The following is an 18,662-nucleotide window of genomic DNA, read 5'->3' on the forward strand; positions in this document are numbered from 1 at the left end:
TCGATGAGCAATCCTTCTCAACAGCAAGAGCTGCAGTCGCAGCAGGCGTTCAGCCAGGATGAATTCAGCGCGCTGCTCAGCAAAGAGTTTCGCCCGAAAACCGACCAGGCGCGTTCCGCCGTCGAAAACGCGGTAAAAACCCTGGCCCAGCAGGCGCTGGAAAACACCGTGACCTTCTCGAACGACACCTACCGCACCATTCAGAACCTGATTGCCGGTATCGACGAGAAACTGTCCCAGCAGGTTAACCAGATTATTCACCACGAGGAGTTCCAGAAGCTGGAAAGCGCCTGGCGTGGCCTGAACTATCTGGTCAACAACACGGAAACCGACGAGATGCTGAAAATCCGCTTTATGAGCATCTCCAAGCAGGAACTGGGCCGCACCCTGAAACGCTTTAAGGGCGTGGGCTGGGACCAGAGCCCTATCTTCAAAAAAATCTACGAAGAAGAGTATGGCCAGTTCGGTGGCGAGCCGTTTGGCTGCCTGGTGGGCGACTACTACTTCGACCACAGCCCGCAGGATGTGGAGCTGCTGAGCGAAATGGCGCGCATTGGCGCGGCGGCGCACTGCCCGTTCATCACCGGCACCGCGCCAAGCGTGATGCAGATGGAATCCTGGCAGGAGCTGGCGAACCCGCGCGACCTGACCAAAATCTTCCAGAACACCGAGTACGCTGCCTGGCGCAGCCTGCGCGAATCGGAAGATGCGCGCTATCTGGGCCTCGTCATGCCGCGCTTCCTGTCGCGTCTGCCTTACGGCATCCGCACCAACCCGGTGGACAGCTTCGACTTCGAAGAAGAAACCGACGGCGCGAACCACAGCAACTACAACTGGGCCAACGCGGCCTACGCGATGGCGGCCAACATCAACCGTTCCTTTAAAGAGTACGGCTGGTGCACCTCCATTCGCGGCGTGGAATCGGGCGGCGCGGTAGAAAATCTGCCGTGTCACACCTTCCCGAGCGACGACGGCGGCGTGGATATGAAATGCCCGACCGAAATCGCCATCAGCGACCGTCGCGAAGCGGAACTGGCGAAAAACGGCTTTATGCCGCTGATCCACCGCAAAAACTCCGACTTCGCCGCCTTTATCGGCGCGCAGTCACTGCAAAAACCGGCGGAATACCACGATCCGGACGCCACCGCGAACGCCCGTCTGGCAGCCCGCCTGCCGTACCTGTTCGCCTGCTGCCGTTTCGCGCACTACCTCAAGTGCATCGTTCGCGACAAGATCGGTTCTTTCCGCGAGCGCGACGAAATGGAACGCTGGCTGAACGACTGGGTGATGAACTATGTGGACGGCGACCCGGCGAACTCCTCTCAGGAAACCAAATCCCGTAAGCCGCTGGCGGCAGCCGAGGTGCAGGTTCAGGAGATCGAGGACAACCCGGGCTACTACGCCGCCAAGTTCTTCCTGCGTCCGCACTACCAGCTGGAAGGCCTGACCGTTTCTCTGCGTCTGGTCTCCAAACTGCCGTCGCTGAAGAGCAACGAGGCGTAATCCTGCCTCAGGCCGTAAGGGCACTCCTTACGGCCTGCCACTTTTTCAGACTCACAGGGATACGTGATGAAAATACATCTTGCCCTGGCAAGCGCTCTGCTGGCGCTCTCGGCAATGTCTGCCGCCAGCACCACGGTTTATGAATATCCGCGGGCAGAGGATTTGCCTGAAGACAGCAGGGCGGTATTTCCTCGCGATCCGGCGCTATTAACGTCGCTGGATAGCCGTATCACCGCCGCGCGTTTTTTTAACGCCTGGAGCAACAGGCAGAACGAGCGCGAGCGTATTAAAGCCGATATGTATTTCGTGGGCGTGATGGATGCGACCGAGGGAATATTGTGGTGCCCTGACAGACCGTTAAAACCCGGCTCGTTACGCAGTATTGCCTACGACTATTTTTCAAAATCATCGCCCGAGCGACTTAAAAACGCGCAAGCCAAAACGCTGATTATTGAAGCGTTAAAAGAAATTTATGCCTGTAAGTAAGCGCTCATGAAAAACCGCTTTTTGTTTTTGCCAGAAAAGCACCGGGCTAACAATAAATGGTTTGCGCTTATATGGCGGCCCTGAACTGGATAAAGCGGCGAAAGCGGTATTGTTTGAAAAGCCGGACCACACTTGGAATCAGGATAATCCATAACGATTTCGCGATGTGCGGCGGTTATGAGTCTTCAGGAAAAGCAAATAAGGAAATTCATGAAACATTCTGTTCTTATTCTGGCTTCAGTATTCAGCGCTGCGCTGTTAAGCGCGCCAGTCATGGCCGGCGACTGGGTGATTAATCCCAATGAGCATCAAAAAAATCGTCTTGATCCTAACCGGGGCAATGTGACAGGTGAGCAACTCTTAAACGCCTGGAACGACAGAGCAGATAAAGAGGCCTCGCTACAGGCGCAAATCTATTTGCTCGGTCTGTTTGATTCGACGGAAGGAATGGGCTGGTGCAAAAGTAAAACAACGATGCCATCAACGCTTCGCGAATGGACGTACGGGTACTTTAAAAAGCTACCGCCAGAACGACTTAAAGAGAAAGCCAGCGTCCTGATGCTTGAAGCGCTTAAACATGATTTCCCCTGTCAAAAGGAATCTGACAAATGAGACCGTTATATCAGCAGTTAAAAATGAATCATTACTCATCTACCGATGGAAGCGCAGACTTTGTAGATGCACGTGATGTATACGCTGAGATTGGTTACGATTACGATGACATCATAAAAGTAAATCAAGCGTTCAAAAATACATGCGCGGTCAGAATGAGCCTGGCACTGTTGAAGTGTAATGTACCTTTTGATGGTCGATTCATTATTAAAGCCGGAGCTTATAAAGGCAGAAAAATTGAATCCGGTGCAAAATTACTGGCCGACCAGCTTTACAAATCATCCGCCTTCGGTAAAGCAGAGATTTACACCGATCGTCGAAGCGGGGGACAAGCGTTAAGGAATCGCAGAGGCGTTGTTTTCTTTAATGTTGTTAATGGTTATGGCGGTGGTCATATAGATTTACTGGAACCGGAAGGCAATAACGCCTTTACTTGTCACTCTATGTGCCTGCCCGACTGCAAAGAAATATGGTTTTGGGAGTTAAAGTAATTCCGCCTGAAGCCAAGTAATAATCTTTAAAAAATCATTTAACGCGTAACAACTGCGTTATATCAGCACTAATAAATAACCTATTTTAGCGGCTCGCGTTGGCGGGCTGCTGAGATCGCCTGACGGAATAAACATGCTGTCAGGCTGAGAGGCAGAGGTAAAATATGGATGGTTTTATTCAGCCCCATGCTTTCCTGTTTGCCATATTAAGCGCTTTTTCGAAAGCAATAATCGTCATTAACGAAGAGTAAATATTATGGCTATTGATATGTTCCTGAAAGTAGACGGTGTAACCGGCGAATCTAAAGATTCCAACCACACCGGCTGGACCGACATCACCTCTTTTTCCTGGGGCGCATCCCAGCCGGGTAATATGAGCGTGGGCGGCGGCGGCGGTGCCGGTAAAGTGAATTTCAACGATCTGCACGTTAACGCGCTGATCGACAAATCCACCACCGCTATCCTGAAGCACTGCTCCAGCGGTAAGCACCTGACCAAAGTTGAGCTGTCTGTCTGCAAAGCGGGCGGCCAGCAGGTGGAATACACCCGTATCACCCTGGAAGACGTGCTGGTGACTTCCGTTCAGTACACCGGTGCTGACAACGGCGACACCGTTGGCGTTACTTATGCATTCCAGGCTGCGAAAGTGAAACAGCAGTACTGGGAGCAGACTGCGACCGGCGGCAAAGGCGCAGAAACCAGCGCTGGCTGGAACATCAAAGAAAACAAAGAAGCGTAATCGTAGTGAGCCCGCAAGGGCTCACTTTACCCTTTCAGGGATCAGGGATGGTGAAGCTATTCAGTCTGGCATTTGTCTTTACGGGTCTGTTTGCGTCGCAGGCGTTAGCCCGCACCACCACATACAGCCCGGAAGAGTATCTAAGAAATTACGCCCTGAGCACCTGTGTTGCGCAGGGTTATCAGTCTAAAGAAGTGAAAAATGACGCAGCGGCTGCAGCGAGAGGCTATCTGGAGTTTGGCGATTATTCGCTTGAGGCGCATACGGCGGTCATTGAGCTTGGCAAAACCTTTCTTGCGAAAACGTATGGCAGCCAGTCGGGTGAGCCGATGACGCTCGCGAAGTGCATCGATTTTGTACACAGCCCGGAGCTTGCAGCGCTTATCCAGCGTTATAAAAATCAGCCAGACCGCTAAGCGGGCGGTGAGAAAAATTCATGAAATTAAAAACACGTATCGCCGCTTTTACAGTTTTGACGGTTTCTTTCCACACTGCGCTGGCGCAGCCGCTGGCATCCATCAGCGAATTTACGCAGCCGCAGATTTTTACCGAGTGGGTACAGAACCGTTGCATGGGCCACATTGCCGACAGCGTCGCGCTGAAAGAGGACGCCAACGCCAGCGCCGCCGCCTGGCTGGAGGCGAGCGAATTGCCGGTCGAGGCATTTAATGAAGCGGATACGATCATTACGCAGGCGCTGAAAACGCCTGTGGGCGGCACAGCGAAAAGCGATTACCGGGTGCTGAAATGCTCGCTGATTGCGCATAGCGTAGCTATGCAAAAAGTGTATGTTAATAATTCGAATTAAAATTTTTTTATAAAAACCAAAGCTGAAATTTTTACGGACACAGCCAATAGAAGGTAGGGACAATGAGTACAGGATCCAATGTTGCACCCGGCTACTATGTCGTACAGCAGCCCGGTACTTTAGACTTTCAGGCACGTTTACTGTTTACAAATATTAACAGTGCTGCGGCTCGTTATTTTATGAAAATAAATAACGACACGCCGTGGGTTAAATCCGGACAAATCTTGATAGTTGCTGATCCTGCATCAAATGATCCTGTCGCTTTAAAAGAGCTGGTTACAGCAAAAAGCAAAGTCAACAATGCATTAAATAATCTAAATGCTGATGAAGCCGTATTTTTTCATCAACATTATTCCACTATTGCTGCCGTTACCAATTTCATGGACAAGTCCTTAGGTATCATTGGGGATGCGGGTGAAAAATACTTTAAACAAATTGAAAGTAAGCTAAAAGCCATTGAGTTATCTTATCAAAACCAGTTTCGTAGTCAGGGTACATTAATCAGTCAGCAATTTTTTATAGAACGTCAAAAGCTTTTTGCTGAACTCAACATATTGTTGAATAAACTCTCCAGACTTGTATTAACCCTGAAGCCATATGAAAACCTGAAGCGCGCTCTTGGGCTTTCAAGCAAAGCTATTGTCCATGAATGGAGCACCGCAGGTGTTGGAGCCATTCGAGGCTATTCCACCTATGTGGATAAAGCAGCCAGCGCAGCCCGATACATGAAGGCGGGAGGTTGGCTGGCTATAGGCTTTGCTGGCCTTAATACGACAAATGAAGTTTATAATGCGTGTACGACCGGAAGGGAAAAGGAGTGCGCAAAGGTAGCTGTTAAAGAATACAGCAAATTTGGTGCCAGCGTAGCTGGTGGCATTTATGGTGGACAATATGGTGGTTTACTGGCTGGCGGCATATGTGTTGCGCTGGGTGTAGCTACTGCCGGAGCTGGTGCCCTTGCCTGTACCATCGTTGGCGCCGCGGCTGGAGGTTACATTGGCGGGGAAGCGGCCAGTGGTGGCATGGGTTATCTGATGGATAAGATCCTATGAATTTTGAATCTGTTCTATTATTCCTGATGGTTTTTTTATTAATAGTCCTTGTAATATTTAGCATCGTTAATGCCAGATATTTTAAGAGAAATGAAAATAAATATAACGAACTGCTTACTGAATATCGTCAGCGGGGTCTTGATCTTGACTCTGTTACAAAATTCGCTACGTATTTTGGTTCGTTGGTGATTTATCAGAAAATAATTTGGTTTGTACGGTTATATAAAGGTGTAAAAATGAAGTACACCAACGATCGCTATGTACAACCCGAGGCGTATCAGTTTATACAATCATTACCAGAAGGAAAAATTGCCTGGATTTTAAAGCTGCATCGACTTTATATGATCCAGTTTGCGCTAATGACCCTATGGTTTGCTGTTCTGGCAACCATATGGATTTTCTACAAATAATTCAGATTTTTGCTACCCTTACCCGCACTCAAACCCAGCCATTGTCTCTTTGGAAAATGGCCGCGTTTGAGCGCTAATAACCCCAGGCAGGAATACGCTATGCGATTCACGATTACTACCAACAAGCCCGGCCACCAGCCTCCTCAGAGCAGCTGTGACTTCTACCCGCCGGGCGGCACGATTGGCCGTGGTACGGATAACAATCTGGTACTGCCGGATAACGAAAGAACGATTTCCCGCCTGCAGGCGATTGTCCATATCTCCGCGGACGGCGAGTGCCGCATCACTAACCGCGGCAACGTCACCCGCGTGGTGCTGAACGATATTCCGCTCGAGCGCGGCCGGCAGGTGGAGTTACAGGACGGCGACGTGCTCGGCATTGACGATTACCGCATTCAGGTGAGCGATCTGGCGCTGAACGCGCAGCCGGTTATCGCGATGGCCGCGCCGAAACCGAACGTTGCGCCGCAGCAGCCTCAGGCGCCGCAGCCTGCGAAACCGCAGCAGCCGCCGAAAGCCGACGCGCAGGACAACGCGCCAACGGCGGTGCCGACCGAAATCTGGGACAGCCTGATGCAGGAGTTCTCTATCTCCGACAGCATCAGCCAGGGTCAGAGCCAGAGCGCGCGCCCGAAAACACCGGAAGCGCAGCCGTTTAACCCGTTCAACGCCCCGAAAGAGGCGGATCGCAACCCGGAAGATCCGCTGGCGCACTTCCAGAGCGGCGGCAACGAGCCGCTGTTCGGCAATGAAAGGGTCAACCCGGACAGCCTGTTCAAAGATGACACGCCGTTCGATAAAGACAGCATTTTCAACGATGTGACCCCGACCACGCTGGTGCCGCCGTCTGATAACCGTCAGGCCGCAAAACCGCAGGCACCGCATAAAGAGAATGAAGAAGAGCTCGATCCGCTGGCGCTGTTTGGCGGCGTGGGCTCCACGCCGGTACAGAGCCGCAGCGACGATCCGCTTGGCCTGATGATGGGGGGCGCTGTACCGCTGACGCCGCCGGATGAGCTTAACGCAGGCGCTGCGCCATTAACGCCGCCGCCCACCGCGAAGCAGGACGCCGAGCCGGTTAAACCAGCAATTTCACCCGAAAAACCGCAGCCCGAAAAACCGCAGCCGGAGATGACGACCTCGCCGCTCGCGCCAAACGCGGACGACTCAATCGATCTGGCGTCGCTCGCCGGTTCGCCGCTGTTCCCGGAAGAAGTGCCGGAAGAGCCGGTGACGCGCGTGGAAGTCCAGCCGACACCGCCGGAAGTGCAGGATTACGCCGGTATCACGCTGCCGACGCCGCAGGCGGTGGCGCGCAGCACCGCGCAGACGCCAAAAGGCCGCCTGCGCATCGACCCGGTGCAGTCGCCGACCAGCCAGGGCGGCACGCCTACGGCGTCTAACGGCGACGTGCTGAACGGCGAGCTGCTGGAAGCATTGCTGGAAGGTATGGGTCTTGGCGAGCTGCAACCGACGCCGCAGTTTGACCGCGACAATATGCGCCAGCTCGGCCAGATGCTCAGCATGTTCTCGCAGGGCACCGTGGCGCTGCTCTCCTCGCGCTCGATTCTCAAGCGCGGCGTGAAAGCCGACATGACGATGGTGCTGGACGACGCCAACAACCCGTTCAAGCTGCTGCCGTCGGGCAAAACGGTACTGATGCAAATGTTCGGCACCCGTATGCCGGGCTTTATGCCGCCGAAAAAATCGGTGCGCGACGCGCTTATCGATCTCCAGGCGCACCAGCTTGGGATGATCGCCGGTATCCGCGCCATCATCGCCGCTATGCTGCAATCTTTTAACCCGGAGCAGCTTGAAGAAGAGGCGAAGCGCGACGGCGCTATCTCGCGTCTGGCGCTGCCGGCGAGCCGCAAAGCCGCGCTGTGGGATTACTTTGTGCGTCATTACAGCGATACCGCGGGCGAGATCGAGGACGATTTCCATACTCTGTTTGGCGAAGCCTTCCTGCACGCTTATGACATGGAAGTGAATCAGTACAAAGACTCACAAAGCGGATCGGAAGAAGAATGAATATCAGCACGGCCTCACTCTCCAGACAGGGCGAGCGCGCCAGCAACCAGGATCAGACCGGAGAGACCATCGGGGAACGCTCCGCCTGCTTCGTGGTGTGCGACGGGATCGCCGGCCTGCCGGGTGGCGACGTCGCCGCGGCGCTCGCGCGCAATGCCATTCTTTCGCGCTTTGACGGGGAAAAGCATCTCAACGCGCAATACATCCGCGAGTATGTGAATCAGGCGAACCACGCTATCCGCGCCGAGCAAAAAGCGGTGCAGGATTATCACCGCATGGGCACGACGCTGGTGAGCCTGTTTATTGACCGCGATTATCACCTGGCGTACTGGGCGCACGCGGGCGACAGCCGCCTGTATCTCTTTCGCCGTGGCTGGCTCTATCACGTGACGACCGATCACAGTCTGGTGCAGCAGATGAAAGACGCCGGGCATCAGACCGACGGCGTGAACAGCAACCTGCTCTATTTCGCGCTCGGCATGGGCGATGAAGGGCGCGAGGCGAGCTACAGTGATGTCGTACCGATTGAAGACGGCGACGCGTTTTTGCTCTGCACCGACGGCTTCTGGCATGGCGTAAGCGAAGAGCAGATGAAAAAATCCCTTCATATGGTGAATACCCCAGATGAATGGCTCACTCTGATGAATCAAATACTGTTGAAAAATGGTGAGCAGGGGCATGATAAGCAGGATAATTACAGCGCCGTAGCGGTCTGGGTGGGATCGCCCCAGGATACGACGCTGCTGCATACGCTCTCTGACGCGGCGCAGTTTTTCCCCCTTCGAGATTAAAGGCTAACAAGGACTTTTATGAAACTTTGGCTTCCGGGTCTGGCTCTGCTTGCGGCGTCATCCAGCGTCTGGGCAGATAATTACCGTATCGTTCAGTCAAATACCCTGAAACTGGATGTCTGGGTAGACAACATTAAAGACAACACGCCGCAAAGCTGGTGCGGCCCTGAGCTGCCGCTGCGCATCGTCTCCAGCGGCGACAAAACGCCGAAGGTGCTGGATAACTTTATGCCGCGTCTCGGCTCGCTGCTGGAAAGCCAGTGTAGCAAGCTGAAAACCGTGCGCTGGCAGTTGAACGACGCCCAGGGCAAAGCGCTGGCGAACGGCACCGCTACCAAAAGCGGCGACTGGAACCCGGTGGTGACGCCTGCCGCCGCGCCGGAGCAGACCCCGGCCGACACGACCGCCGCCGCGACGCAGACCACCGTCGATACGCTGCCGCAGGGCCGCCCGGAAGATCTCTCGCCGCCTGCCGACCGCACGCCGTGGCTCGAATTTAACCTTCAGGACGGCTGCCATCTGCGTACCTTCTGGAAAGGTGGCGCAGACGCTAAAGCGCTGTTTATTCCGGCGAAAGACGACGGTATCTGTGAAAAAGGCGGCTGGCTCAATGGCCGCAGCGAAGTGATTCAGAAGGGCGCGACCGGCGATCAGAAAATCGCGGTGACCTTTGTCCACGGCTTCCCGATTGTCGGCATTAACGCGGGCGTTGACGCCGATCGTCTGCTTATCACCAGCGTCAACAACGAGCGCATGGTGGTCAGCGATGGCCGCTCCGCCCAGAGCTGGATGATCCTGCCGTATAACCGCGAGCAGAACGTCTGGCAGGCGCAGGGCACGGTAGCGGTTGAAGTTTCCCGCGAGCAGGCCAGCGACGAAGCGCGTCTGCGCACGCGCTTAGAGGAAGTCCGCAAAGTCTGGTCCAGCTATGTCGCGCCGGGCACGACGCTCAATATTCTGTTGGTCGAAGCGCTGCATCCGCAGCTGCGCGACCCCGCGGCGGGCGCTTACCGCGCGCTGTAATGACCGTTAAACGCCAGGAGCCGTTATGAACACGCTGTATCAACAACTGGCTGGCGCGAGCGTCAGCGACGCGCTGAGCCGTCTTGAGGCCGATATCAAAGCCCAGCCGGGCAACGCCGATCGCCGCGCCGCGTTTGTGCAGTTTCTCTGCCTGAACGCCAACTGGACCCGCGCGCTCACCCAGCTGAAAAGCTGGGCCGCGCTGGCACCGCAGGCGCAGCCGACCGTGACGCTGCTGCAACAGGCCATCGAAGGCGAGCAGCAGCGCGCCGAAGTGCTGGCAGGCCGCGCGCGTCCGCGTATGCCGGGCGAACAGTGGCCGTGGCTGGATCTGCTGCTAAAAGCGCTGACAGAAACCGACCCGGCGCGCGCCAGCGAGCTTCGCAGCGAGGCGCTGGAACAGGCCGAAGCCAATCCGGGCGAACTGACGCTGGCGGTGGGCGACGCGCCTGGCGAGCCGGTGCATTTTGACTGGCTGATGGACGGCGACGCGCGTCTGGGGCCGGTGTGCGAGCTTATCGTTAACGGCAACTACTTCTGGGTGCCGTTCAGCGCTATCGCGTCGATTCGTTTCCAGGCTCCGGCGAGCGTCACCGATCTGGTGTGGCGTCACGCGATGGTGCAACTGGTGGACGGCACCGAACAGGTCTGCCAGATCCCGGCGCGCTACCCGCTGGAAACCGGTGCGGAAGACCGCTTCCTGCTGGCGCGCACCACCGAGTGGCAGCCGCTGGACGCGGAAGGCATTCACTATCTCGGCGCGGGTCAGAAAGTCTGGCTGAGCGGCGAACAGGAGTTCGCGCTACTGACGCTGGATAGCCTCGCTTTCGGGCTGCCGGACGACGCATCGCATGAATAAACCGTATCAGGATGACGACAGCGGCGATCTGCTGCGCCACGGCTATCGTTCGCGCCGCAACGCCACGACGGTCAGCGCGCGCGACAAAATGCAGCCGTCGCTGCTGGACCGTCTGACCGATAACGCGCCGGACAAACGTCAGGAGCCGGCGAACAGCAATCTCGTCTCGCACAGCGCGCTGCGCCGCCAGGTGCTGCGCGATTTGCAGTGGCTGTTCAACACCATTAACAACGAAGCGCAGCAGGATCTGAGCCGGGTGGATCATGTGCGCCGTTCGGTCTTTAACTTCGGCGTGGCGCCGCTCGCGGGCAAGCGAATGTCGGAAATTGAGTGGGGCGACATCCAGCAGCGGCTCACCGAGGCGATTCTGCACTTCGAGCCACGCATTCTGCCGCAGGGGTTGCAGGTGCGCTGCGTCTGCGACACCAAATCGCTCGACCTGCACAACGTATTATCGATTGAGATTAAAGGCCGCCTGTGGTGTGTGCCCTGGCCGCTTGAGTTTCTGTTCCGCACCGATGTGGATCTGGAAAACGGCCATTTTGAGCTTAAAGACGCGGGGTAAACATGGACAGTAAACTGCTCGAATATTACAACCGAGAGCTGGCGTATCTGCGCGAAATGGGCGCGGAGTTCGCCGAACGCTACCCGAAAGTGGCGGGCAGGCTCGGTATGCGCGGGATTGAAGTCGCCGACCCGTACATCGAGCGCCTGATGGAAGGCTTCGCCTTTCTCACCTCCCGCGTACAGCTCAAAATGGACGCCGAGTTTCCGCGCTTCTCCCAGCGCCTGCTGGAGATGCTCGCGCCGAATTATCTGGCGCCCACGCCGTCAATGGCGATAGCCGAACTGCACCCGGACAGCGCCAAAGGGGATCTGAGCAACGGGTTTGTGGTGCCGCGCGGCACGATGATGGACAGCCAGCTTCTGAAAAAGAACGGCGTCACCTGTAGCTACGCCACCGCCCATGACGTGCGCCTGCTGCCGCTGCATATCAGCCAGGTGGAGTTAGGCGGCGTGCCGGCCGATGCGCCGTTAAGCCAGCTCGGTTTAAGCCAGCGCGGCGCGGTCAGCGCCCTGCGCGTGCGCATCGCGTGCGACGGCCCGGTGCTGCTCAACCATCTCGATTTCGACCGCCTCGACTTCTTCCTGAGCGGGCCGGATATCCAGGCGCTGCAACTGCTGGAATTGCTGATGGAGCACCGCGTCGGCATCTTCTGCCAGACTGTCGGCCCGAAACCCTCTCGCGTGGTGCTCGCCGACGACGCGCTGCGTCAGGAAGGCTTTGAGGCTGACCAGGCGCTGCTGCCGGACGATCTGCGCAATTTCGACGGCTACCGCCTGTTGCAGGAATATTTCGCGTTCCCGGCGCGCTTCCAGTTTTTAAGCCTGCGCGGTATCGGCAAGCTGCTGGCGCAGAGCGGGCAGGCGAATGCGTTCGATATCATCATTCTGCTGGATAAAACCGACACGCCGCTGGAGCGCGTGGTGGATAAAAGCCATCTCGCGATGCACTGCACGCCGGTCATCAATTTGTTCCCGAAAATCGCCGAGCGCCAGAAGCTCACCGAGGGCTTAAGCGAATATCACCTGGTAGTGGATAACATCCGCCCGCTCGATTACGAGATTTTCTCGGTCAGTAAAATTTACGCCAGCGAAGATGGCCAGCGCGACGACCAGATCTTCCGCCCGTTCTGGAGCACCTGGAGCCGCGACGGCGGCAACTACGGCGCGTATTTCTCGCTGCGCCGCGAACATCGCGCGCTCTCGGAACACGCGTTGCGCTACGGCACGCGTACCGGCTATGTCGGCTCCGAGGCGTTTGTATCGCTGGTGGACGCAAGCCACGCGCCGTGGCGCGACGAACTGCGCTATATCACCGCTGAAGTGATGTGCACCAGCCGCGATCTGCCGCTGATGCTGGCGCAGGATATGGGCCAGTTTGTGCTGCCGGATTCCATGCCGGTGCGCGCGCTCACCATGCGTAAAGGGCCGACGCCGCCGCGCCCGGCGCTGGCCGAAGGCTTCAGCACCTGGCGGCTTATCAGCCAGCTGCAAATGAACTACTTAAGCCTGATGGACGCCGAAGATGGCGAGGGCGCGGCGGCGCTGCGCCAGCTACTCGGCCTCTATGCGCGCCTGGCGGAAGCGCCGGTAGCGCGCCAGATTGACGGCATTCGCCACTGCGTGCTGGAGCCGGTGCACCGCCGCGTGCCGGAGCCGGGCCCGATTGTGTTCGCCCGCGGCGTCGGAATTTCGATGACCGTTGATGAGCAGGCGTTTTCCGGCTCCAGCCCGTGGCTGCTTGGCAGCGTGCTGGAGCGCGTCTTTGCACGCCTGGTCTCTATGAACAGCTTCACCGAGTTCACGCTCAAGAGCCAGCAGCGCGGCGAAGTGGGCTACTGGGGGCCGCGAATGGGTAAAAGGGCGCTGATATGAGTGAGACGCAGCCACAACCTGCGCCGGTAAAAAGCGCCTCCCGGCTGCCGGAGAATTACTGGCAACAGATGATGGCCGCGCCGTGGCGCTACGATCTGTTCCAGATGCTGCGCCGTCTCGACGCGCAGGGCGGCGAACGCTACCGTTTAGGCCGCGCGCCGCTGCCGCGCTTTGAGCCGCTGCGCATCGGCCAGCAGCCGTCGATGGCCTTTGCGCCGTCAACGCTCGCCGCGGTGAAACCGCGCGACAACACGCCGCTGTACGATGTGTCGATTTTAAGCTTCGGCCTGTTTGGCCCGAACGGCCCGCTGCCGATGCACCTGACCGAATATGCGCGCGAGCGTTTGTATCACCACCAGGACGACAGCCTGAGCGCGTTCGCGGATCTGTTTCATCACCGCCTGACGCTGCTGTTCTACCGCGCCTGGGCCGACGCCCAGCCGACCGCGTCGCTCGACCGCACTGACGGGCCGCGCATTGAAAAATATCTCGCCTCGCTTATCGGCATGGGCCAGCCGGGGCAGATGGAAAAGGGCAGCCTCAGCCACCACGCGCGCTATTCGCTGGTCGGCCATTTGACGCGCAACGGGCGCGACGCCGAAGGGCTTGAAAAAATTCTGCGCCACTATTTCCACGTGCCGGTGACGATTGTGCAGAACATCCCGCAGTGGATGCCGTTAACCGAGCGTGAGCAAGCGCGTCTCGGCGCGGGCCGCCGGATGCCGCGTCTCGGCGAGGCGGCGTTCCTCGGCGTGGCGGTGCGTGACGTGCAGCATAAATTTCGCATTGAGCTTGGTCCGCTGGATGAAGAGACCTACCAGCGTTTTCTGCCCGGCGAGCCGTGGGTCGAGGAGCTGCGCGACTGGGTGCGTCAGTATATGGGCATCGAGTATGAGTGGGAGGTGCGCGTTATCCTGCGCGCCGACGCGGTAAAAGGCGTCACGCCTGGCGGCACGGGCCGCCTCGGCTACAGCGCCTGGCTTGGCAAGCAGCCCACCCCGCAACCGCGCGGCGATCTGGTTTTTCGCGCGGAAAGTTAATCAGCTTCGCCCCGTTTGCTTTGCGCAATGGCGGGGCGAGGGATAACCAATTTATTGTCATGCCCGCCCGCGATTTTCTGAAAAATACCGGGCGTAAATTACATCAAACACCAGACTTCATGCCTGCCCCGTCTTCCGCCGTCTCCTGGCAGGAAACGGCCGGGGAGGGGCATTGTTATCTGACACACACTTCATCATCTTCAAACGGAACCGATCATGTCAGAAATCAGCCGTGCCGTACTGTTCGGCAAACTGGATACGCTGTTGTTTACCTCGCTGGAAAGCGCCACCTCCTTCTGCAAGCTGCGCGGCAACCCGTATGTGGAGCTGGCGCACTGGCTGCATCAGCTGATGCAGCAGCAGGACGGGGATTTACAACATCTGATCCGCCATTTTTCACTGGATGAAGAGGCGCTGAGCCGGGATATCGTGGCGGCGCTGGATCGCCTGCCGCGCGGCGCAAGTTCCGTTTCCGATCTCTCGGAGCATATCGACAGCGCGGTGGAGCGCGCGTGGGTGTACGGCTCGCTGAAATTCGGCGTGACGCGCATTCGCGGCGGGCATCTGCTGATCGGCATTCTGAAAACCTTTAACCTGGCGAACGTGCTGAAAGGCATCTCCAGCCAGTTCAACCGCATCAGCGCCGACCTGCTGGTCGAGCAGTTCGACGCCATCTTCGCGGGCAGCAAAGAGGCCCAGCAGGCGGTCGCCGCCGCGCCGGACGCCGCCGGTAACGCGCCGGTGCAGCAGGGCACGCTCGCGCAGTACGGCCAGGATCTCACCGCGCGTGCGCGTGAAGGCAAAATCGACCCGGTGGTCGGGCGTGATGAAGAGATCCGCCAGATGGTGGATATTCTGATGCGTCGCCGTCAGAACAACCCGCTGCTGACCGGTGAAGCGGGCGTGGGTAAAACCGCGGTCGTGGAAGGCCTGGCGCACCGCATCGCCGCGGGCGATGTCCCGGAGCCGTTGCAAAACGTGCAGCTGTGGCTGCTCGATATCGGCATGTTGCAGGCGGGCGCGGGCATGAAAGGCGAATTTGAAGCGCGTCTGCAGGGGCTTATCAATGAAGTGCAGTCCAGCGCCACGCCGATTGTGCTGTTTATCGATGAGATCCACACGCTTATCGGCGCGGGCGGCCAGCAGGGCACCGGCGATGCCGCCAACCTGCTGAAACCGGCGCTGGCGCGCGGCCAGCTGCGCACCATCGGCGCGACCACCTGGGCGGAATATAAAAAATACATCGAGAAAGACCCGGCCCTGACGCGCCGCTTCCAGACCGTGCAGGTGCATGAGCCGGATGAAGAAAAAGCCGTGCTGATGCTGCGCAGCACCGTCTCGCCGCTGGAAAAACATCACCGCGTGCTGCTGCTGGACGAAGCGGTCAGCGCGGCGGTGAAACTGTCGCACCGCTACATTCCGGCGCGCCAGCTGCCGGATAAAGCCGTCGCGCTGCTGGATACCGCCTGCGCGCGCGTCGCCGTCAGCCAGAGCGCGCCGCCGCCGCAGTTAGAAGATTGCCTGCACCGCATCGCGGCGCTGGAAGTGGAAGCAGAAATCGCCGAGCGCGAAGCGCGCGTGGCGGTGGGCGACGGCGAGCGCGTGGCGCGTCTGAACGCTGAGCGTGAAGCGCTGGAAGCCGAACGCGACGCCCTGACCGCCCGCTGGGAAGAAGAGCGCGCGCTGGTGGATGCGATTATCGCCCTGCGCGCCGAGCTGCATATGGCCGATGAAGAAGCCCAGCCTGCGCTGCGCGAGACGCTGGCGGAGCGCCAGAAGGCGCTGGCCGCCGTTCAGGGCGACGCGCCGCTGCTGTTCGCCGCGGTGGACGCGAACGTCGTCGCGGCGGTGGTCTCCGACTGGACCGGCATCCCGCTGGGCCGCATGGTGAAAAATGAGATAGACGCGGTGCTGAAGCTTGCCGACACGCTAAACCAGCGCGTTATCGGCCAGCGTCATGGGCTTGAGCTTATCGCCAAACGCGTGCGCACCTCCCGCGCGCGCCTTGATGACCCGAACAAGCCGGTGGGCGTCTTTATGCTCTGCGGCCCGTCCGGCGTCGGTAAAACCGAAACCGCGCTGGCGCTCGCCGAGTCGCTGTACGGCGGCGAGCAGAACGTTATCACCATCAACATGAGCGAGTTCCAGGAAGCGCATACGGTTTCCACGCTGAAAGGCGCGCCTCCGGGCTACGTGGGCTACGGCGAAGGCGGCGTGCTGACCGAAGCGGTGCGTCGTCGTCCTTACAGCGTCGTGCTGCTCGATGAGATTGAAAAAGCGCACCCGGACGTGCATGAGATTTTCTTCCAGGTGTTCGATAAAGGCTGGATGGAAGATGGCGAAGGGCGTCATATCGATTTCCGCAACACGATTATCATCCTGACGTCTAACGTCGGCACCGATCTTATCAGCGCCATGTGCGCCGACCCGGACCTGATGCCGGAGCCGGATGCGCTCAGTGCGGCGCTGCGTCAGCCGCTTTTGCAGGTTTTTCCGCCTGCACTGCTGGGCCGATTGTTGGTTGTGCCGTATTATCCGTTAAGCGACGCGATGCTGGCCGAAATTGTGAAATTGCAGCTTAAGCGGATCCAGCGTCGTCTTGAGGAAAATCACGGTATTATTTCCGAATTCGACGACAGCGTAATTACCCAGATTGTGGCGCGTTGCACCGAGGTGGAATCCGGCGGCCGTATGGTCGATGCGATCCTTACCAACACCCTGCTGCCGCAGATGAGCCAGATACTGCTCACCGCCAGCGCGCAGGACGAGAAATATCGCCGTCTGCGCGTGACGTTCGAGCAGGGCGAGTTTCAGTGTCAGTTTGCGGCGTAACGCCATCATCAAGCAGAGAGTTTTCCAAACATGACGGATTACGAAAACAACCGGACTGTACCCAACGCCCTGCCGATTGGTTACCGTTTCAATGAGTTTGAAATTAAGGAAGTGATTGGTGGTGGCGGTTTCGGCATTGTCTATCGCGCCTGGGATCATCAGCTTGAGCGTACCATTGCGATTAAAGAGTTTATGCCGTCGTCGCTGGCGGTGCGTAATGACGACATGCGCCTGGTGTTGCGCAGCGACCGCTTCAGCAAAGCGTTTACCGCGGGCCTGAACAGCTTTATCCAGGAGGCGCGTCTGCTGGCGCGCTTTAACCACCCGAACCTGCTGCACGTGCTGCGCTTCTGGGTGCAAAACGACACCGCCTATATGGGCACCGTGTTCTACAGCGGCACCACGCTGTCGCGCCTGAGCAAACAGCACCCGGAGATGATCAACGAGGCGTGGATCCGCCGCACGCTGCCGATGCTGTTCGGGGCCATCAAAACGATTCATGACGAAGGCTACCTGCACCGCGATATCTCGCTGGATAACATCCAGATCCAGGATAACGGCCTGCCGGTGCTGCTGGATTTCGGCTCCGCGCGCCGCAGTATCGGCAACGTCTCCGATGAGACGGAAACCATGCTGCGTCCGGGCTTTGCGCCGATTGAGCAGTACACCGACGACAACGAAAGCGAGCAGGGCCCGTGGACCGATATCTACGCGCTCGGCGCGGTGCTGCATACGCTGATTATGGGCTCGCCGCCGCCGGTGAGCGTGGTGCGCAGCATCGCTGACAGCTACCGTCCGCTCGCCGAGCTGCGCCCGGAAGGCTATTCGCTGCCGCTGTTACAGGCCATCGACCGTGCGCTGGCGCTGAAAATGGAAGACCGTCCGCAGTCGATTGATGAATTCGCCGCGCTGATTGAAATGCCGGTGGCCGGGCTCGATGACGTCATGAGCGTCAAAAAGCCGGGCACCATGCTGGTGCCGGTGGAAGAAGAAGAGACCACGCCTGCCGCCGAGACCGGCTGGCGCCGCTACAAAATGCCGGGGCTGATTGCCGCAGGCGTGCTGGTGGGCCTGGTTGCCGGCGGACTGCTGTTTGGCGGCAGCGGGGATAACCCTGCGCCGGAAACCGCCAGCAACGACAGCGCGCCGCGTGAACAAGCGCCAGTACAGCAGCCAGTGCAGAACACCACGACCGCGCCGGCGACCACGACCACGCAGGACGCCGCGCCTGCGCAAAACGCGCCGGTACAGGGCGCGCTGGTGGCGCAGATCTACGTGCGCATGGGCGAGGGCGAGCAGCTGGCGCTTAACGGCAAAACGCAGACCGTGACGCCGGCTGAGAACGGCTTCGCCTCGCTGCAACTGCCGACCGGCGATTATGAGCTGATCATCAAAGGTCGCGGCCAGACCCGCAGTCAGACCATCAATGTCTCCCGTCCGGGTACCTGGCTTGTAAACCCGTAAGGATACCGGGAGGCGTTAGCGGCGGCGTATTACCCGCCGCCACCCCACGACGCCTCCCGTCCTGTCTCCGGCTTATACCTTC

General features: G+C 58.3%; 18 protein-coding genes. All 18 read left to right on the forward strand.

The genetic code is table 11. The features are described 5' to 3' along the window. The first annotated feature begins 3 nt into the window (after positions 1 to 3). The 18 genes from tssC to G6041_RS17040 all read left to right on the forward strand — a co-directional run bounded on the left by tssC (position 4) and on the right by G6041_RS17040 (position 18,580). Entirely contained in the window at positions 4 to 1,503 is a 1,500-nt protein-coding gene (tssC, locus tag G6041_RS16955; RefSeq protein ID WP_004385964.1) for a type VI secretion system contractile sheath large subunit, read from the forward strand. 66 nt (positions 1,504 to 1,569) lie between these two features. After that, entirely contained in the window at positions 1,570 to 1,989 is a 420-nt protein-coding gene (locus tag G6041_RS16960) for a Rap1a/Tai family immunity protein (RefSeq protein WP_012126160.1), read from the forward strand. Between the two features lie 210 nt (positions 1,990 to 2,199). After that, complete coding sequence (locus tag G6041_RS16965) at positions 2,200 to 2,601, forward strand: Rap1a/Tai family immunity protein (RefSeq protein WP_041460640.1); 402 nt, start codon at positions 2,200 to 2,202, stop codon at positions 2,599 to 2,601. Continuing rightward, positions 2,598 to 3,092: a T6SS effector amidase Tae4 family protein gene (locus tag G6041_RS16970; RefSeq protein WP_012126156.1), complete on the forward strand. Its 495-nt coding sequence runs from the start codon at positions 2,598 to 2,600 to the stop codon at positions 3,090 to 3,092. The genes G6041_RS16965 and G6041_RS16970 overlap by 4 nt, the downstream gene beginning before the upstream one ends. Before the next feature lie 256 nt (positions 3,093 to 3,348). Continuing rightward, the gene (locus tag G6041_RS16975; protein ID WP_004386969.1) at positions 3,349 to 3,831 is read left to right on the forward strand and encodes an Hcp family type VI secretion system effector; all 483 of its coding nucleotides are present in this window, start codon (positions 3,349 to 3,351) and stop codon (positions 3,829 to 3,831) included. A gap of 47 nt (positions 3,832 to 3,878) precedes the next feature. Beyond that, entirely contained in the window at positions 3,879 to 4,247 is a 369-nt protein-coding gene (locus tag G6041_RS16980; RefSeq protein ID WP_012126155.1) for a T6SS amidase immunity protein Tai4 family protein, read from the forward strand. A gap of 20 nt (positions 4,248 to 4,267) precedes the next feature. Next, positions 4,268 to 4,639 (forward strand): T6SS amidase immunity protein Tai4 family protein, encoded by a 372-nt coding sequence (locus G6041_RS16985; RefSeq protein ID WP_012126153.1) that lies wholly within the window; start codon positions 4,268 to 4,270, stop codon positions 4,637 to 4,639. A gap of 62 nt (positions 4,640 to 4,701) precedes the next feature. Beyond that, on the forward strand, positions 4,702 to 5,691 hold the full coding sequence (locus tag G6041_RS16990; protein ID WP_041460639.1) for a hypothetical protein: 990 nt from the start codon (positions 4,702 to 4,704) through the stop codon (positions 5,689 to 5,691). Then, positions 5,688 to 6,101 carry a hypothetical protein gene (locus tag G6041_RS16995; protein ID WP_054628585.1) on the forward strand — a complete coding sequence of 138 codons (414 nt, stop codon included), beginning with the start codon at positions 5,688 to 5,690 and terminating at the stop codon, positions 6,099 to 6,101. The genes G6041_RS16990 and G6041_RS16995 overlap by 4 nt, the downstream gene beginning before the upstream one ends. Before the next feature lie 99 nt (positions 6,102 to 6,200). Next, positions 6,201 to 8,132: a type VI secretion system-associated FHA domain protein TagH gene (gene tagH, locus G6041_RS17000; RefSeq protein WP_012126151.1), complete on the forward strand. Its 1,932-nt coding sequence runs from the start codon at positions 6,201 to 6,203 to the stop codon at positions 8,130 to 8,132. Further along, on the forward strand, positions 8,129 to 8,923 hold the full coding sequence (locus tag G6041_RS17005; RefSeq protein ID WP_004386964.1) for a PP2C family protein-serine/threonine phosphatase: 795 nt from the start codon (positions 8,129 to 8,131) through the stop codon (positions 8,921 to 8,923). The genes tagH and G6041_RS17005 overlap by 4 nt, the downstream gene beginning before the upstream one ends. An 18-nt stretch (positions 8,924 to 8,941) precedes the next feature. Continuing rightward, positions 8,942 to 9,946 carry a hypothetical protein gene (locus G6041_RS17010; protein WP_084999277.1) on the forward strand — a complete coding sequence of 335 codons (1,005 nt, stop codon included), beginning with the start codon at positions 8,942 to 8,944 and terminating at the stop codon, positions 9,944 to 9,946. Between the two features lie 25 nt (positions 9,947 to 9,971). Next, entirely contained in the window at positions 9,972 to 10,805 is an 834-nt protein-coding gene (locus G6041_RS17015) for a type VI secretion system accessory protein TagJ (RefSeq protein WP_012126149.1), read from the forward strand. After that, the gene (gene tssE, locus G6041_RS17020; RefSeq protein ID WP_004386961.1) at positions 10,798 to 11,370 is read left to right on the forward strand and encodes a type VI secretion system baseplate subunit TssE; all 573 of its coding nucleotides are present in this window, start codon (positions 10,798 to 10,800) and stop codon (positions 11,368 to 11,370) included. Before G6041_RS17015 ends, tssE begins: the two co-directional genes overlap by 8 nt. A 2-nt stretch (positions 11,371 to 11,372) precedes the next feature. Then, positions 11,373 to 13,244 carry a type VI secretion system baseplate subunit TssF gene (gene tssF / locus G6041_RS17025; RefSeq protein WP_012126148.1) on the forward strand — a complete coding sequence of 624 codons (1,872 nt, stop codon included), beginning with the start codon at positions 11,373 to 11,375 and terminating at the stop codon, positions 13,242 to 13,244. Then, entirely contained in the window at positions 13,241 to 14,284 is a 1,044-nt protein-coding gene (gene tssG, locus G6041_RS17030; protein WP_007889019.1) for a type VI secretion system baseplate subunit TssG, read from the forward strand. Before tssF ends, tssG begins: the two co-directional genes overlap by 4 nt. Before the next feature lie 216 nt (positions 14,285 to 14,500). Beyond that, positions 14,501 to 17,116, forward strand: a complete 2,616-nt coding sequence (gene tssH / locus G6041_RS17035; RefSeq protein WP_007889015.1) for a type VI secretion system ATPase TssH — start codon at positions 14,501 to 14,503, stop codon at positions 17,114 to 17,116. Between the two features lie 30 nt (positions 17,117 to 17,146). Next, the gene (locus tag G6041_RS17040) at positions 17,147 to 18,580 is read left to right on the forward strand and encodes a serine/threonine protein kinase (protein ID WP_012126147.1); all 1,434 of its coding nucleotides are present in this window, start codon (positions 17,147 to 17,149) and stop codon (positions 18,578 to 18,580) included. Positions 18,581 to 18,662 lie beyond the last annotated feature (82 nt).

It is taken from the genome of Cronobacter sp. HA18003 (genome assembly GCF_011605905.1).
Lineage (GTDB): Bacteria > Pseudomonadota > Gammaproteobacteria > Enterobacterales > Enterobacteriaceae > Cronobacter > Cronobacter sakazakii.

Bases quoted from the DNA above. Each gene is read 5' to 3' on its own strand.
- G6041_RS16970 (WP_012126156.1), top strand. From the start codon at position 2,598: ATGAGACCGTTATATCAGCAGTTAAAAATGAATCATTACTCATCTACC.
- tssG (WP_007889019.1), top strand. From the start codon at position 13,241: ATGAGTGAGACGCAGCCACAACCTGCGCCGGTAAAAAGCGCCTCCCGG.
- tssF (WP_012126148.1), top strand. From the start codon at position 11,373: ATGGACAGTAAACTGCTCGAATATTACAACCGAGAGCTGGCGTATCTG.
- G6041_RS16975 (WP_004386969.1), top strand. From the start codon at position 3,349: ATGGCTATTGATATGTTCCTGAAAGTAGACGGTGTAACCGGCGAATCT.
- G6041_RS17005 (WP_004386964.1), top strand. From the start codon at position 8,129: ATGAATATCAGCACGGCCTCACTCTCCAGACAGGGCGAGCGCGCCAGC.
- G6041_RS17010 (WP_084999277.1), top strand. From the start codon at position 8,942: ATGAAACTTTGGCTTCCGGGTCTGGCTCTGCTTGCGGCGTCATCCAGC.
- G6041_RS17040 (WP_012126147.1), top strand. From the start codon at position 17,147: ATGACGGATTACGAAAACAACCGGACTGTACCCAACGCCCTGCCGATT.
- G6041_RS16995 (WP_054628585.1), top strand. From the start codon at position 5,688: ATGAATTTTGAATCTGTTCTATTATTCCTGATGGTTTTTTTATTAATA.
- G6041_RS16965 (WP_041460640.1), top strand. From the start codon at position 2,200: ATGAAACATTCTGTTCTTATTCTGGCTTCAGTATTCAGCGCTGCGCTG.
- tssC (WP_004385964.1), top strand. From the start codon at position 4: ATGAGCAATCCTTCTCAACAGCAAGAGCTGCAGTCGCAGCAGGCGTTC.
- tagH (WP_012126151.1), top strand. From the start codon at position 6,201: ATGCGATTCACGATTACTACCAACAAGCCCGGCCACCAGCCTCCTCAG.
- G6041_RS16990 (WP_041460639.1), top strand. From the start codon at position 4,702: ATGAGTACAGGATCCAATGTTGCACCCGGCTACTATGTCGTACAGCAG.
- G6041_RS16960 (WP_012126160.1), top strand. From the start codon at position 1,570: ATGAAAATACATCTTGCCCTGGCAAGCGCTCTGCTGGCGCTCTCGGCA.
- tssH (WP_007889015.1), top strand. From the start codon at position 14,501: ATGTCAGAAATCAGCCGTGCCGTACTGTTCGGCAAACTGGATACGCTG.
- G6041_RS16980 (WP_012126155.1), top strand. From the start codon at position 3,879: ATGGTGAAGCTATTCAGTCTGGCATTTGTCTTTACGGGTCTGTTTGCG.
- tssE (WP_004386961.1), top strand. From the start codon at position 10,798: ATGAATAAACCGTATCAGGATGACGACAGCGGCGATCTGCTGCGCCAC.
- G6041_RS17015 (WP_012126149.1), top strand. From the start codon at position 9,972: ATGAACACGCTGTATCAACAACTGGCTGGCGCGAGCGTCAGCGACGCG.
- G6041_RS16985 (WP_012126153.1), top strand. From the start codon at position 4,268: ATGAAATTAAAAACACGTATCGCCGCTTTTACAGTTTTGACGGTTTCT.